Source organism: Variovorax dokdonensis (genome assembly GCF_030316895.1).
Lineage (GTDB): Bacteria > Pseudomonadota > Gammaproteobacteria > Burkholderiales > Burkholderiaceae_C > Variovorax > Variovorax dokdonensis.
The window spans coordinates 927,521-941,671 of sequence record NZ_JASZYV010000002.1; the positions used below are offsets into that span (position 1 = coordinate 927,521).

Below are 14,151 nucleotides of genomic sequence, written 5' to 3' on the forward strand. Positions count from 1 at the left end.
TTGATAGCGGACCGCAAGCTAAGGAGGACGATCGCGCACAGTCCTGTCAGCGATCGACCGACATGCGTGTCCCGCTGCGAGTCATAGGGTCAGGTGATCGCTTTCACCCTTTCCCGGCATCGCCATGACTCTCGCTCATCACAACCCTCAGCCGGCCGGCAGCGGCTGGCTACGCGCGCCGCTCGGCGTCCTCTTTCTTGTTGGCGGTCTGGCATTGGCCGGCTTCGGTGCGTGGCTGCTCGTGCTGGGCGGCAGCGCCTACTACACGGTCGCGGGTGTGTTGATGCTTGTCGACGGCATCCTGCTCCTGCAACGTCGCCCATCGGCGCTCTGGCTCTTCGCCATCCTGCTGGGCGGCACCTTGGCGTGGGCCATCTGGGAGGCCGGCATGGACTGGTGGCCGCTGGCGGCGCGCTTGGACGTGCTGTTCGTGCTAGCGCTGCTGCTGCTCACGCCGTGGGTGCGTCGCGGCCTCGTCGTCTCGACCGCGACCGGTGCCGATGCCTCGACCGCCACGCCGACGTGGCGTGCGGCGACCCGCTCCGGCACGCTGGCGCTCGGCATCGCCGCGATTGCGTGCGTCGGCGTGGCGGGGCTTTCCGTGGCGAGGGACCAGCATCGCGTGGCGGGGCAGTTCGACTTTGAATCCTCGGCGGCATCGCCGTTGCCCGAATCCGCTGCGGGCGACGCAGTTCCAGCGGGTGAATGGCACGCCTACGGACGCACGGCCTTTGGCCAGCGCTATTCGCCGCTGGCACAGATCACGCCGGCCAACGTCGGCCAGTTGCAGAAGGCCTGGGAGTTCCACACCGGCGACGTGCGCGGTCGTCCTGGCGATCCGGAAGAGACGACCTATGAAGTCACGCCGCTGAAGGTGGGCAATCGGCTGTACCTGTGCACGCCGCATCAGTCCGTGATTGCGCTCGACGCGACCACGGGTGCGCAGGTGTGGCGGCGAGAACTGGGCCTGCCGCAAGGGCTGGCCTTGCAGCATCTGACCTGCAGGGGGCTGTCGTATGCACCAGCAGCGGCTGCCGCCAACGCTGCGCCAACGTCATCCACTGGCGGCGTGGACGCATCGAAGGCCTGCGGCGCACGCCTGTTCATGGCCACGCCCGATGGTCGCCTTCTTGCCATGAGCGCGCAGGATGGCCATGCCTGCCCCGGTTTTGGCAAGGATGGCGCCATCGACCTGAAGGCCAACATGCCGAACTCGAACCCTGGCTCGTATTACTCGACATCGCCGGTGGTGGTGACGCAGCATGCGCTGATCGTCGGCGGAACGGTTTTGGACAACGTTTCGACGAAGGAAGAATCGGGCGTCGTGAGGGCCTTCGACATCGACAGCGGCAAGCTGCTGTGGAACTGGGATTCCGGCAACCCCGATGTGACCACGCCGATTGAGCCCGGCAAGACCTACACCGCCAATTCGCCCAACAGTTGGTCGGCCGCCAGCGTGGACGAGAGCCTGGGGCTGGTCTACCTGCCCATGGGCAATCAGCCGCCTGACCAGTGGGGCGCGAACCGATCGGCCGCGGTGGAGCGCTATTCCTCGTCCGTGGTGGCGCTCGATCTCGCCACCGGGCAAGTGCGCTGGGTTTTCCAGGGTGCGCATCATGACCTGTGGGACTACGACGTGCCCGCTCAGCCCTCGCTCGTGGACATCCGCCGCAACGGCCAGACCATTCCGGCGCTGGTGCAGCCGACCAAGCAGGGCGAGTTGTTCGTGCTCGACCGTCGCACTGGCGAGCCGGTGCTTCCGGTGACGGAAACGCCGGCACCGGGTGGCGCAGCGCCTGGCGATCACACGGCGCCGACACAGCCGGTATCGGCGCTGTCGTTCGCGCCCGAGCCGTTGTCCGGCAAGCGCATGTGGGGTGCGACCCTGGCGGACCAGTTGGCGTGCCGCATTGCATTCCACAAGCTCAAGTACGACGGGCGTTTCACCCCGCCGAGCGAGCAGGGGACCATCGTCTATCCCGGCAACTTCGGCGTGTTCAACTGGGGTGCGGTGGCGGTCGACCCGGTGCATCAGGTGGTGTTTGCAACGCCGGCGTACCTGGCATTCGTCTCGCGCCTGGTTCCGAGGCCCAATGACCACGCGCTGGTGGTCAACGACGAGCCGCCCAAGGGCAGCCTGCCCGCCATCAACGAGAACTTCGGCGCTCCCTATGGCGCCAAGATGAAGCCTTTCCTTTCCCCGCTGGGCATTCCGTGCCAGCAGCCGCCTTGGGGATACGTGGCAGGCGCGGACCTGCGCACCGGCAAGATCGTGTGGCAGCACCGCAATGGCACGGTGCGAGATCTGTCGCCAGTGCCGCTGCCCTTCCACATGGGCGTGCCGGGCATCGGCGGTCCGATCGTCACGGCTGGCGGCGTCGCGTTCTATTCGGGCAACCTCGACAACTACGCGAGGGCCTATGCGATGGCCAACGGTCGCCAGCTTTGGGAAAGCCGCCTGCCCGCCGGCGGCCAGGCGACGCCGATGACCTACTCCGGCGAAGACGGCCGGCAATACCTGCTGGTGGTGGCGGGAGGCCACGGCTCCACCGGGACCAAGCCCGGCGACTCGGTGATTGCCTACGCCCTGCCCAAGACGGGAGGATGAGGCTGGAAAGGGAGCGGCGGTGCCTAGAGCACCGTCAACAGCGCTGCCAACGCGAGCAGGCCGGCGGCCAGGATCAGCGCGTTGCGAATGGTCGGCCCTTGGCGCATGAACGACCGGTCGTTGGTGCAGTCCTGCAGGTGCGAGGCCAAAGGATCGAAATCGCTATCCACGAAATCGAGGCGCGAGAAGGCGTAGGGGCGGGGCGCAGACATGGGTACGAGTCCAGCTAGAAGGCGCGCGGGGCGCGTACCGGAAGACATCCTCCGGGCTCGGAAGGAGCGTAGCCCGCCGGCGCCGCCCGGGGCCGCCGATGCGCTCCGAAGTTCGCGTAGGCGCAGACCGACAGCGCGTGCTCGCGTGCTCGCGTGCTCAGGCGTGCGCGGGAACGAGCGCCCTTCTCAGTCGGGCGCTGGCGCCGTCCACCGCTGCCACCAGCACGAACATCGCGGCGATCACGGTGGCCGCCTGCGCCTGCTGGAACAACGACAGGTGAAAGTACAGCATCTGCCCAAGACCGCCGGCACCGACGAAGCCCAGGGCGGCGGCCATGCGGATGTTCATCTCCCAACGGTACAGCCCGTAGGCCAGCCATTGCGGCCATACGAGCGGAAGGCAGCCATAGGCAAAGGCGGGGGCGGCCGCGGCACCGGCTTCGCGCAGGGCGCGCTCGGGCGCAGGCGGCGCGTTTTCCAGCGCCTCGGCAAACAGACGGCCCAGCACGCCCGCCGTATGAAGAGCGAGCGCCAGCACGCCGGCGAACGGGCCCAGTCCGACCAGCAAGACCGTCAGCACGCCCCACACCAGTTCAGGCACGCTGCGCAACAGATTGAGGAAGAAGCGGGCGCCCGCCCGAGTGAGCGCACCCCATCGCCCCGCGGCGGGAAGCGCGAGCAGCGCACCGGAGCCGAACGCCAGCAGCGTGCCCAATGCAGACACGGCCAGCGTCTGAAGCATGCCCTCGGCTGTCCTGGCGAGGAACGACGCGCTCAAGTCGGGGGGAAAGAATTCGCGAATGAAGCGCCCCATGGATGCCAGCGACTCCGCGCTGAACAGTGTGCGCAGGTCGAGCGACAGCCATGCGAAGCTGGCCACCACGGCCGCCACGAGGCCTGCCCACACCAACAGGCACGGCACGCAAGGCTTGGGCTGCGCCGGAAGCGTCGCGTCGCGAGCGCTCATGCCAGCACCTTGCGCAAGAGCATGCTGACGCCATCGGCCAGCAGCACGAGCAGCAGGAAGACGATGAGGATGGAACTGGCTTCGCCACCGTTGAGCATCTTCATCGACTGGTCCATCAACTGGCCCAGGCCGCCGGCGCCGACGAAGCCCATCACCACCGAGGCGCGCACGGCGCATTCCCAGCGGTAGACGGTGTACGACGCCAACTCTTGCGCCGCGGCGGGCAGCAGGCCGTAGCCCAGGGCGGCAAGGCGTCCGCTGCCGGCTTCGAGCAGCGCGCGGGCGGGCCGCGTGTCGACCGATTCGAGAATCTCGGAATAGACCTTGCCCAGCATGCCCCCGTAGGTGATGGCCAGTGCCAGCACGCCGGCCGCCGGGCCCAGGCCGAAAGCGCGCACGAAGAGCAGCGCCCACACGACTTCCGGACAGGCGCGCAGCACCATGAGCAAGCTTCGTGCGGCGGCGCGCACCGCCGCTGCCGGCCAGCGGCCGGGGCCTGGCCCGATGCGAGAGACGGACAAGGACCGCGTGACCACCAGCGACAGCGGCACCGCCAACACAAACGCCAGGGCCATGCCGGCCGTGGCCATGGCCAGGGTCTCCAGCGTGGCGCGGCCCAGCAGCTTCAGGAACTCGGAGTCGGTCGACGGCGGCACGAACCCGGCCAGGAAGCCGCCCATCACGCGCAGGCTGTTGGCATCGAAGAGCGCGGCCGGCCGGAACTGCGCCACGTGCAGCGCCGGCCAGAGCAGCACGAGGGCCAACACCAGCAAGGTCAGGCGCCGTCGCGCGAGCGGATCGCGCAGCGAGGCGCTCGTTTCAGGCGAGAAGCCAGCCGCCGGGTTCATCGGCACATGAGCACGGGAGCGCGCGCTTCGCCGTCGAGCGCGGAATCTGCATCCACGGGCGGCTGAATCGGCAGCAGCGGATCGCCGGCATAGAGTTGCTGGAGCATGGCCTGAGTCACCTGCTCGCGTGGCAGATCGAACTCGATGCGTCCCTCCCGCATGCCGACGATGCGATCGAACCAGCGCAGCGCAAGGTCCAGCGCGTGCAACGACGCGACCAGCGTGACGCCGGTGCCTTCGCACTGGGCCACCAACGCGCGAAGCGCGGCGTCTGCGCTGGTGGGGTCGAGCGCGGAGACGGGCTCGTCGGCCAGGATCAGGTCGGGCGCCTGGTAAAGCACCCGCGCAATGCCGACACGTTGCAATTGCCCGCCCGAAAGGCGGTCGCAGCGATCGAACAGGCGATCGCCCAGGTCGAGGCGGGCGAGCGCCGCGTGCGCGCCTGCCGCGTCGGCCGGGTGTGCGAGCGAGGCCAGCGCGCGCCAGGTGCCCCACCGGCCCAGCCTGCCGGCGAGCACGGCGGAAACCACGCGCAAGCGCGGCGGAATCGGTGCCGCCTGGTGGATCGTTCCGATGCGCGCGCGCAATGTGCGCAGCTGACGCGCGGCCAGGCCCCAGGGCGCCTCGCCCAGCACTTGCACATCGCCCGTGTTCGGCCGAAGCGAGGTGCCGGCGATGCGCAGCAGCGTGGTCTTGCCGGCGCCTGATGGTCCGATCACTGCCAGGCGCTCGCCGCGCTTGACGTGAAGGCTGACGCCGTCGAGCGCGCGCTGGCCATTCGGATGCACCAGTCTGAGACCGCGCAGATCGAGCATGTTTACTTGATCAGCCCGGCCGACTTGCCTGCCGCCTCGATGCCGTCGTAGTTCGAGGCCTGGGTGGGAATGAAGCGGCTGGCGCGTTGCAGGCCCAGGATTTCCTTGTGCGCCGGATTGGCCGGATCGAGGGCGAGAAAAGCCTCGGTCAACTTGCGCGTGATGGCCGGATCGAGTCCGGGCCGCACGGTCCAGTTGTAGTCGTAGTAGGTGGGTGTGGTGGCCAGCACCCGGACCTTGAGCGCGTTGGGGTTCTTCTGCTCGACCAGCTTGTCCCACACCGATGCGTTGAGCACGCCCGCTTCGGCCCGCCCCGAGGCGACGAAGGCGACGGTCGCGTCGTGGGCGCCGGAGAAGGCCACGGTCTTGAAATCGCGCTCGGGGTTGATGCCGTCCTGCATCAGGAAGTAGCGCGGCATCAGGCTGCCCGATGTGGAGGAGGGCGCACCGAAGGCGAAGGTGGCGCCCTTGAGGTCCTTCAGCGTCTTGGCCGTGCTGTCGGCCGGCACGATGAACTTGCTGGTGAACACGGCGTCCTCGGCGCGTTGGACGATCGGCACGGCACCGCCATCGGTGCGCTTGCGGGCCTGCACGAAGGTAAAGCCGCCCAGCCAGGCCAGGTCGATCTTGTTCGTCGCCAGGCCTTCGACCACGGCAGCGTAGTCGGTGACCGGCGTGAACTGCACCGGCAAGCCGGTCGCCTTCTGCAGGTATTCGCCCAGCGGCTTGAACTTTCGCTGCAGTTCGGTCGGCGCTTCGTCGGGGATGGCGGACACGCGCAGGACCGTGGCCGGCGTGGATTGCGCGTGAGCCGACAGGCCGAGGGTCGGGGCGAGCAGGAGAGCCAGCAGGCTCTGGAGAAATCGTCGCTTCATGGGAATGCAGTGGTCGGTGGAGCCGCCCTGGAACAGGGGAAGGATGCGCGCCGTGGGTGTCCGGCCGTTGTCGGGGTCGGCGCCGCGCGCCTATTATTTACGACGCCGCACCCATCACATAGGGTTTGCGGCGGGTGGCCCTCCGCAACCACGCACAGCAGAATCGCGCTCGATGAACAAGACAAGCCTGGCCTTCATCGGTGCCGCGATCGCGGCGCCGGCACTCGCGCAAAGCTCGGTCGGCACCTTGCCCGCCATCACCGTCACCACGCCGCTGGGCGCAACGCCGCCGCTGTCGGTGGCAGGCTCGGTGGATTCGGTGCCTGGCGACCAGTTGCGCAACGCGCAGATGCAGGTCAACCTGTCCGAGGCCATGGGCAGCGTGCCTGGCCTTCAGATCCAGAACCGACAGAACTATGCGCAAGACCTGCAGTTGTCGGTGCGCGGCTTCGGTGCTCGCGCCACCTTCGGTGTGCGCGGCGTTCGCATCTATGTCGACGGCGTGCCGGCCACCATGCCCGACGGCCAGGGCCAGACGTCGAACATCGACATCGGCACCGCCGATCGCGTGGAAGTGCTGCGCGGACCGTTCTCGGCGCTCTATGGCAATTCATCCGGCGGTGTGATGCAGGTTTTCACCCAGGACGGGCAGGGCGCGCCGCAACTGGGCTTCGGCGTGAGTGGCGGCAGTTTCGGCAGCTGGCGCGAAAGCCTGCAACTGGGCGGCTCCACGGGGCCATTCAGCTACATGCTGGGCGCAAGCCACTTCGAAACCGACGGCTATCGCGACCACAGTGCCGCCGAGCGCAGCATCCTCAATGGCAAGCTGGGCATCCAGCTCGATGACGACAGCAAGCTGACGGTGGTGATGAACGGCGTGCGGGTGCGCGCGCAAGACCCGCTGGGCCTGACGCCCCAGCAGTACGCGCAGGACCCGCGCAGCGCCGCGCTGGCCGAGCAATACAACACGCGCAAGACCGTCGATCAGATGCAGGCCGGCGCCATCTACGAGCGCCGGATCAATGCCGACAACGATCTGCGGCTGATGGTCTATGCCGGCGAGCGCAGCACCACCCAATACCAATCCATACCGCCCAGCGCCCAGCTGGCGGCTTCGAGCGCGGGCGGCGTGATCGATCTGAAGCGCAACTACGCCGGCATGGACGCACGCTGGACGACGCGCGGCCAACTGGCGGGGCGCCCCTTCGAGCTTGCGAGCGGCATCGCCTACGACAACATGGACGAGGACCGGCTGGGCTACAACAACTTCATCGGCAGCCCCGCATCGCCAACGCTGGGGGTGCAGGGCCGCTTGCGGCGCGACGAGTCCAACAACGTCCACAACGTCGACCCCTATGTGCAGGGCAAGTGGCAGTTTGCCGAGCAGTGGACTTTGGAGGCGGGGCTTCGCTACAGCACGGTGAGCTTCGATTCGACCGATCACTACATCGCCCCGGGCAACGGCAACGACAGCGGATCGGCCAGCTACGAGAAGGCGTTGCCGGTGCTGTCGCTCCGCTACGCGCCATCGTCGGACCTCTCGTTGTATGGCGCCTGGGGCCGCGGCTACGAGACGCCGACGCTCAACGAACTGTCCTACCGCCCGGACGGACAGAGCGGCTTCAACTTCGCGCTCAAGCCATCGACCAGCGACAACTTCGAGTTGGGGGCCAAGACACTGCTGGCCAACGGCTTTCTCACTGCCGCCGTGTTCCACACCCGGACCGCCGACGAAATCGTGACCAACAGCAGCAGCGGCGGGCGCTCCACCTTCCGCAACGCGCCCAGCACCGAACGGGACGGTGTCGAGCTGAGCTGGCTGCACGAAACGGTCAGCAACTGGCGCACGCAACTGGCCTACACCTATACGCGGGCGCGCTACGCCGATGCGTTCTGCGCGCCCCTGCCCTGCAGCGGCAGCAATCTGGTGGCGGACGGCAACCAGATTCCCGGCGTGGCGCCTCAGTTCTTCTACGCCGGTTTCGGCTATCAGCCAGCGCAAGGCTGGCGTGCGGGCGTCGAGTTGCGTGCGGCGGCGCGCATCCAGGCCAACGACCAGAACACGGTCAGCGTGCCGGGTTATGCGGTCGCTTCCCTCTACGGTGGCTACCTGCTCCGGCTCGACCGCTGGACGCTCAATGCCTTCGCCCGCGTCGACAACGTCTTCGACAAGGGGTATATCGGCTCGGTGATCGTCAACGAGTCCAACGGGCGATACATCGAGCCGGCGCCTGGGCGTGCCTGGATGGCGGGCCTGTCGGCGACCTACCAGTTCTGAGCGCCGAGCGGCCCAACCCCGCGGCGTTCACGTTCGCAAGAAGGGGGGTGCGTCATGGACGAGCGCTTTGCCGATCGTGCGCAGGCCGGGCAGCTCCTGGCGAAGCGGTGCGAGTCACTTCGGGCCAGTGGCGATCTGCTGGTGCTGGCGCTGCCACGCGGTGGCGTGCCGGTCGCGGCACCTTTGGCTCGCGCGCTGGGCGCGCCACTCGACGTGCTGGTGGTGCGCAAGCTCGGGCACCCGGGACAGGAGGAGTTCGCCATGGGCGCCATCGCGCCAGGTGGCGTGCGCGTCATGGCTCAAGCCGGCGGTCAGTGGCCTGTCTCGACGCGGGAGCTCGAAGCGGTGTTGAAGCGAGAGGAAGCCGAACTGGCCCGGCGCGAACGCGCCTATCGCGGCGAGCGCCCCGCGTTGCGCCTGCAAGGCCGTCACGTCGTGCTGGTGGACGACGGTCTGGCCACTGGCGCAACCATGCAGGCCGCAGTGCGCGCTGCACGCGCCGGCGGTGCCCAGCGCATCACCGTGGCGGTGCCGGTGGCCTCGCAAGAGGCCCTCGCCGCCGTTTCAGCCCTGGCCGACGAGGTGATCTGCCTGAGCACGCCCGAGCCCTTCCATGCGGTCGGGCTCTGGTATCGCGACTTCGATCAGACCTCCGACGAGGAGGTGCTCAGGCTGCTGGGCTGAGGACCTTCTTACAGGCCCGCGGCCGCACGCAGCGCGGCAGCCTTGTCGGTGCGTTCCCAGGTGAACTCGGGCTCGTCGCGGCCGAAATGGCCGTAGGCCGCGGTCTTGCTGTAGATGGGGCGCAGCAGGTCGAGCATCTGGATGATGCCCTTGGGACGCAGGTCGAAGTGTTCCTGCACCAGTTCGGCCAGCTTGGCGTCGGGCATGACGCCGGTGCCCTCGGTATAGACGGTGATGTTCATCGGGCGCGCGACGCCAATCGCGTAGGCGACCTGGATCTGGCACTGGCGAGCCAGGCCGGCCGCCACGATGTTCTTGGCCACGTAGCGCGCGGCGTACGCCGCCGAGCGGTCGACCTTGCTCGGGTCCTTGCCTGAGAACGCGCCGCCGCCGTGCGGGCAGGCGCCGCCGTAGGTGTCGACGATGATCTTGCGGCCGGTGAGGCCGCAGTCACCCTGCGGGCCGCCGATGACGAAGCGGCCGGTCGGGTTGATCAGGTACTTGGTGTCCTTGAGCCATTCGCTGGGCAGCACCGGCTTGATGATCTCCTCGATGATGGCTTCGTTGAAGCTGGCCTTCATCTTGGTGGGCGATTCGCTCTGGTCGGGGCTGTGCTGCGTCGACAGCACCACCGTGTCGATGCTGTGGGGCTTGCCGTCCACATAGCGCATGGTCACCTGGCTCTTGGCATCCGGACGCAGGAAGGGCAGTCGGCCGTCCTTGCGCAGTTGGGCCTGGCGCTCCACCAGGCGGTGCGCGTAATAGATGGGCGCGGGCATCAGCTCGGGCGTTTCGTCGCAGGCGTAGCCGAACATCAGGCCCTGGTCGCCGGCGCCGGTGTTCAGGTGGTCGTCGCTGGCGTGGTCCACGCCCTGCGCGATGTCGTTGCTCTGCTTGTCGTAAGCGACCAGCACCGCGCAGCCCTTGTAATCGATGCCGTAGTCGGTGTTGTCGTAGCCGATGCGCTTGATGGTGTCTCGCGCGACCTGGATGTAGTCGACGTGCGCGTTGGTCGTGATTTCGCCAGCGAGCACGACCAGGCCGGTGTTGCACAGCGTCTCGGCGGCCACGCGCGAGCGGGGATCCTGCTCGAAGATCGCGTCGAGGATGGCATCGGAAACCTGATCGGCCACCTTGTCCGGATGGCCTTCGGAAACGGATTCGGAAGTGAAGAGGAAGTCGCTCGCCATTTGCTTGATTGCTCCTTGTTGACCCGAGGCAGTTGATCGGCGCGTTGCCGGCCTTGGGGAGCACTGGCGAACGCTTTAGCAGTCCTTGTTTAACGTCGCCCTGCAAGTAGTTCCATAACTCGGCGACAATTTACATTCTATAGGAGCCGCGTCCAAGCTGCACCGCACTGGTGGGCCTTCGGGCGATGTGTGTCGGGTCATTTCCTCCCGTTCTTTTCGTTCATTGCTTCGCCTCTGGTTCGGATGCTTGCCCTCTTTCGCCTTCTTGCGCGTTTGCCACTTCCGCTCATGCACCGATTGGGCACCTTGCTGGGCTGGCTGGCGTGGTGGGGTTCATCGGGCTATCGCCGTCGGTTCCGGACCAATGCCGAGGCGGCAGGCTTCACCAAAGAGCAATACCGTCCCGCCATTGCCGCCGCTGGCGCTGCGCTGGCCGAGTTGCCCTGGCTGTGGGGCCGGCCCCAGGGCGAGAGCGTGCTGCCCAAGGTGGTCAGCTGGAGCGGTGTCGATACCGTGGAAGCGGCGCTGGCCGAGCGCCGCGGCGTCATCTTCCTGGCTCCCCACGTCGGAAGCTGGGAACTGCTGGGCCAGGCGATGGCCGAGCGCTTCGTCGATGACTTCGGTCCGATGACCGCGCTTTACCGCCCCGCGCGGAAGGCCTGGATGACCGAACTGGTCGATGGCTCGCGCGATCGCCGCGGCCTGAAGATGCTGCCCACCAACACGTCCGGCGTGCGTGGCCTCATGCGCGCGCTCAAGTCCGGCGGCTACACCGGCATCCTTCCGGACCAGGTGCCACCCCGAGGACAGGGCGTGTGGGCGCCGTTCTTCGGGCGACAGGCCTACACGATGACGCTGGTGCCACGACTCGCACAGCAGACGGGCGCCAAGGTGTTCACGGCCGTGTGCGAGCGACTGGCGCCGGGTGAGGGCTATGCGATCCGCTTCGCGCCGCTCGACGAGCCGGCTTTGCGCGATCCGAAGGCACCTGTGGAAGAAGCGGCTGCGGCGATGAACCGTGGCATCGAGGGTCTCATCCGCGAGCTGCCCGGCCAGTACATCTGGGACTATGCGCGATACAAGGACCCGCGCGCCGAGCTGGAGGTGGGAAGTTGAGCTTGTCGGCACGTCTGGGCATTGGCTTCATGAAGGTGATCGCGCATCTGCCGCTTCCGGTGCTGCGCGGCTTTGGCGCCGTGATGGGCCGCTTGCTCTTTCACATCGCGCGGCCGCGGCGCAAGGTGGTGGACGCCAACCTGGCGCTTTGCTTTCCCGAGATGTCCGCTCGCGAGCGGGCGGACATTGCCCGCCAGACCTTCACCTACGTGGCGCAGTCCTGGCTGGACCGCAGCTGGCTGTGGCATGCCCCGCGCGCAGTCGTGGAAAAGCGGCTCACCATCCGTGGTGCGCCGCAGGACCTGCAGGAACTGGCCAATGGCCAGCAGGCGCTGATCCTGTTCGCGCCGCACTTCCACGGCCTGGACGCCGCTGCCACCGCGCTGACCATGCACATGTCGCGGCCGTCGATGACGATCTACACCACGCCGCGCGACCCGATGATCAACGAATGGGCTCGCGAGGGGCGCACCCGCTTCGGGAACGTGACCGCGCTGGAGCGCCAGGACGGCGTCAAGCCCGTGCTGCAACGCCTTCGCCGGGGCGAAGTGCTGTACCTGCTCCCGGACATGGACTTCGGTCCGAGCCAATCGATCTTCGTCCCGTTCTTCGGCGTGCCGTCTGCGACGGTGCCATCCCTGTCGCGCTTTGCGCAGCTCGGTCGCGCCATCGTCATGCCTGCCATCTCCAAGGTGACGGACGATGGTTACGAGGTCGAGCTCCTGCCGCGTTGGGAAAACTTCCCGACAGGCGACGTGCAGGCCGATACGCTGCGCATGAACCAGGTGCTGGAAGAGCACATCCGCAAGATGCCGGAGCAGTACTACTGGGTGCACCGCCGATTCAAGACGCGGCCCGAAGGCGCGCCGCCGGTCTACTGAGCCGAGACGAAGCGCTCGATGCGCTCGGCCACGAACCCCGGCCGTTCGTGGATCACCCAGTGTGTGGCATCGGGCACTTGCTCGAGCTGGAGCTGCGGTACGAAGTCCTGCAGTCCCTCGATGAGACCTGGCCGCAGCGCGACATCGTCCATCGCCCAGAGCACCAGCGTCGGCATGTTCACCATCAGGCGTTCGCGCGGAATGTCGGGATAGTTCGGCGCAGGCTCGCCCGGCGCTGCGGGCTTGAGCGGGGTGACGCGATAGAGATTGAGTGCGCCGGTCAGCCCCGCATCCCACACCTCGCGATACTGCGCCTTCACCGCTTCGGTGAGCCAGCCGTAGCGGTCAGCGCCGGCGCCCATGTTGAGGAAGAACGGCCACATGCGGCGATAGTCGTCTTCTGCCAGAAGCTGTTCCGCGTCGGGGCGGGCCAGGAAGGTCATGTAGGCGCTGGCGGCTTGCTGTTCCGGGCTTCGCTGCAACTCGCGCAGGAAGGTGCCTGGATGCGGCGAGTTGATGATGACGAGGCGGTCCAGCCGGTCCGGCGCCGCATTGGCCAGGCCCCAGCCGAAGGCACCGCCCCAGTCGTGCGCGACCAGCGTGTGGATGTGGCCGCCCGACGGCGATTCGATGTCGGCCAGGGCGAGGATGTCCTTGATCAGGTGATGGGCTCGGTAGGCTTCGACCTCCGTCGGCGCGCTGGACTTTTCAAAGCCGCGCAGATTGGGCGCCACGCAGCGAAAGCCACCGTGCTGTGGCTGCGCGAAGTGTTCGAGCAGCGTGTCCCAGATGAACGCCGCCTCGGGGAACCCGTGCAGGAACATCATCAGCGGGCGGCCGGGTTCGCCGGCAGCGCGGCAACTCAGCGTGATGCCGTGGGGCAGGGCGCGTTCGAAGGTCTGGATCATGCGGTCGTCTCCTGGTGCCCGTCCGCGTGTCCAGCGAACTCGTCAGGACTCGGGTGCGGCGGGCGCTTCGGTGGTTTCGGGGGTCTCGGGTGCGGCGTGTGTCCACTGCCAGAGCAGTTCGGCCACCGCATCCACACCCTGACGCTTGAGGGCGGAGAAGAGTTTGACCTCGCCGCCGCCGGCCTGCAGTCGCGTGATCGACAGCACCTTGTTGGCTTCGGCGCGGGAGAGCTTGTCCGCTTTAGTGAGCAGCACCAGGAATTTCAGCCCCTCCTCGACGCGCGGGCGGATGAGTTCCAGCAGGAGTTCGTCCAGTTCGGTCAGGCCCAGGCGCGGGTCGCACATCAGCACCACGCCGCGCAAGGCGGGGCGGGTGGCGAGGTAGTTGCCCATCACGCGCTGCCAGCGGTGCTTGGCTTCCTGGGGCACGGCGGCATAGCCGTAGCCCGGGAGGTCGGCCAGCACCGCGTCGTCCACCTGGCCCTTGCCCACGCCGAAGAGGTTGATGTGCTGGGTTCGTCCAGGCGTCTTGGAGGCGTAGGCCAAGCGCTTTTGCTGGGTGAGCGTATTGATCGCCGTGGATTTGCCGGCGTTCGAGCGGCCGACGAAGGCGATTTCGGGAAGGTCGAGGGTGGGAAGCAGATCCAGTTGAGGGGCGCTGAGCAGGAAATGGGCGGTGTGAAGCCATCCCATGGCTTCGCGTGCTCGACCGGCATCAGGGTTGCGACCAGAGGCCGGCGGGGGAGGCGAAGCGTTCATTGAGGGTTTT

The 14,151-nt window shown here is 67.5% G+C and carries 13 protein-coding genes; 5 read left to right on the forward strand and 8 right to left on the reverse strand.

The genetic code is table 11. From position 1 onward, the window contains the following. Window positions 1–124 precede the first annotated feature (124 nt). Window positions 125–2,608 carry a membrane-bound PQQ-dependent dehydrogenase, glucose/quinate/shikimate family gene (locus QTH91_RS12810; RefSeq protein WP_286660446.1) on the forward strand — a complete coding sequence of 828 codons (2,484 nt, stop codon included), beginning with the start codon at window positions 125–127 and terminating at the stop codon, window positions 2,606–2,608. Window positions 2,609–2,631: 23 nt separating this feature from the next. Here QTH91_RS12810 and QTH91_RS12815 read toward each other — a convergent pair whose 3' ends face one another. The 5 genes from QTH91_RS12815 to QTH91_RS12835 all read right to left on the reverse strand — a co-directional run bounded on the left by QTH91_RS12815 (window position 2,632) and on the right by QTH91_RS12835 (window position 6,325). After that, entirely contained in the window at window positions 2,632–2,820 is a 189-nt protein-coding gene (locus tag QTH91_RS12815; protein WP_286660447.1) for a hypothetical protein, read from the reverse strand. Between the two features lie 157 nt (window positions 2,821–2,977). Continuing rightward, complete coding sequence (gene phnE / locus QTH91_RS12820) at window positions 2,978–3,787, reverse strand: phosphonate ABC transporter, permease protein PhnE (RefSeq protein ID WP_286660448.1); 810 nt, start codon at window positions 3,785–3,787, stop codon at window positions 2,978–2,980. Beyond that, window positions 3,784–4,635: a PhnE/PtxC family ABC transporter permease gene (locus tag QTH91_RS12825; RefSeq protein WP_286660449.1), complete on the reverse strand. Its 852-nt coding sequence runs from the start codon at window positions 4,633–4,635 to the stop codon at window positions 3,784–3,786. The genes phnE and QTH91_RS12825 overlap by 4 nt, the downstream gene beginning before the upstream one ends. Next, window positions 4,632–5,450, reverse strand: a complete 819-nt coding sequence (locus QTH91_RS12830) for a phosphonate ABC transporter ATP-binding protein (RefSeq protein ID WP_286660450.1) — start codon at window positions 5,448–5,450, stop codon at window positions 4,632–4,634. The genes QTH91_RS12825 and QTH91_RS12830 overlap by 4 nt, the downstream gene beginning before the upstream one ends. Before the next feature lie 2 nt (window positions 5,451–5,452). Continuing rightward, window positions 5,453–6,325: a putative selenate ABC transporter substrate-binding protein gene (locus tag QTH91_RS12835; RefSeq protein WP_286660451.1), complete on the reverse strand. Its 873-nt coding sequence runs from the start codon at window positions 6,323–6,325 to the stop codon at window positions 5,453–5,455. Between the two features lie 172 nt (window positions 6,326–6,497). Here QTH91_RS12835 and QTH91_RS12840 point away from each other — a divergent pair, with 172 nt between their 5' ends. Both QTH91_RS12840 and QTH91_RS12845 read left to right on the forward strand, forming a co-directional pair. Continuing rightward, window positions 6,498–8,603, forward strand: coding sequence for a TonB-dependent receptor (locus QTH91_RS12840; protein WP_286660452.1), 2,106 nt, complete (start codon window positions 6,498–6,500; stop codon window positions 8,601–8,603). A gap of 54 nt (window positions 8,604–8,657) precedes the next feature. Then, a complete protein-coding gene (locus tag QTH91_RS12845) occupies window positions 8,658–9,287 on the forward strand; it encodes a phosphoribosyltransferase (protein WP_286660453.1) in 630 nt (209 codons plus the stop codon). Window positions 9,288–9,295: 8 nt separating this feature from the next. On the opposite strand, the gene metK is transcribed toward QTH91_RS12845, so the two are convergent. Continuing rightward, the gene (metK, locus tag QTH91_RS12850) at window positions 9,296–10,477 is read right to left on the reverse strand and encodes a methionine adenosyltransferase (protein WP_286660454.1); all 1,182 of its coding nucleotides are present in this window, start codon (window positions 10,475–10,477) and stop codon (window positions 9,296–9,298) included. A 243-nt stretch (window positions 10,478–10,720) separates the two neighbouring features. On the opposite strand from metK, the gene QTH91_RS12855 reads away from it, so the two are divergent. After that, window positions 10,721–11,593: a lysophospholipid acyltransferase family protein gene (locus QTH91_RS12855; RefSeq protein WP_286660455.1), complete on the forward strand. Its 873-nt coding sequence runs from the start codon at window positions 10,721–10,723 to the stop codon at window positions 11,591–11,593. Next, window positions 11,590–12,474, forward strand: coding sequence for a lysophospholipid acyltransferase family protein (locus QTH91_RS12860; RefSeq protein WP_286660456.1), 885 nt, complete (start codon window positions 11,590–11,592; stop codon window positions 12,472–12,474). The genes QTH91_RS12855 and QTH91_RS12860 overlap by 4 nt, the downstream gene beginning before the upstream one ends. Here QTH91_RS12860 and QTH91_RS12865 read toward each other — a convergent pair. Further along, entirely contained in the window at window positions 12,468–13,382 is a 915-nt protein-coding gene (locus QTH91_RS12865; RefSeq protein ID WP_286660457.1) for an alpha/beta fold hydrolase, read from the reverse strand. The two genes, QTH91_RS12860 and QTH91_RS12865, sit on opposite strands and share 7 nt — an antisense overlap. A gap of 42 nt (window positions 13,383–13,424) precedes the next feature. Then, window positions 13,425–14,141 carry a ribosome biogenesis GTP-binding protein YihA/YsxC gene (gene yihA / locus QTH91_RS12870; RefSeq protein WP_286660458.1) on the reverse strand — a complete coding sequence of 239 codons (717 nt, stop codon included), beginning with the start codon at window positions 14,139–14,141 and terminating at the stop codon, window positions 13,425–13,427. Window positions 14,142–14,151 lie beyond the last annotated feature (10 nt).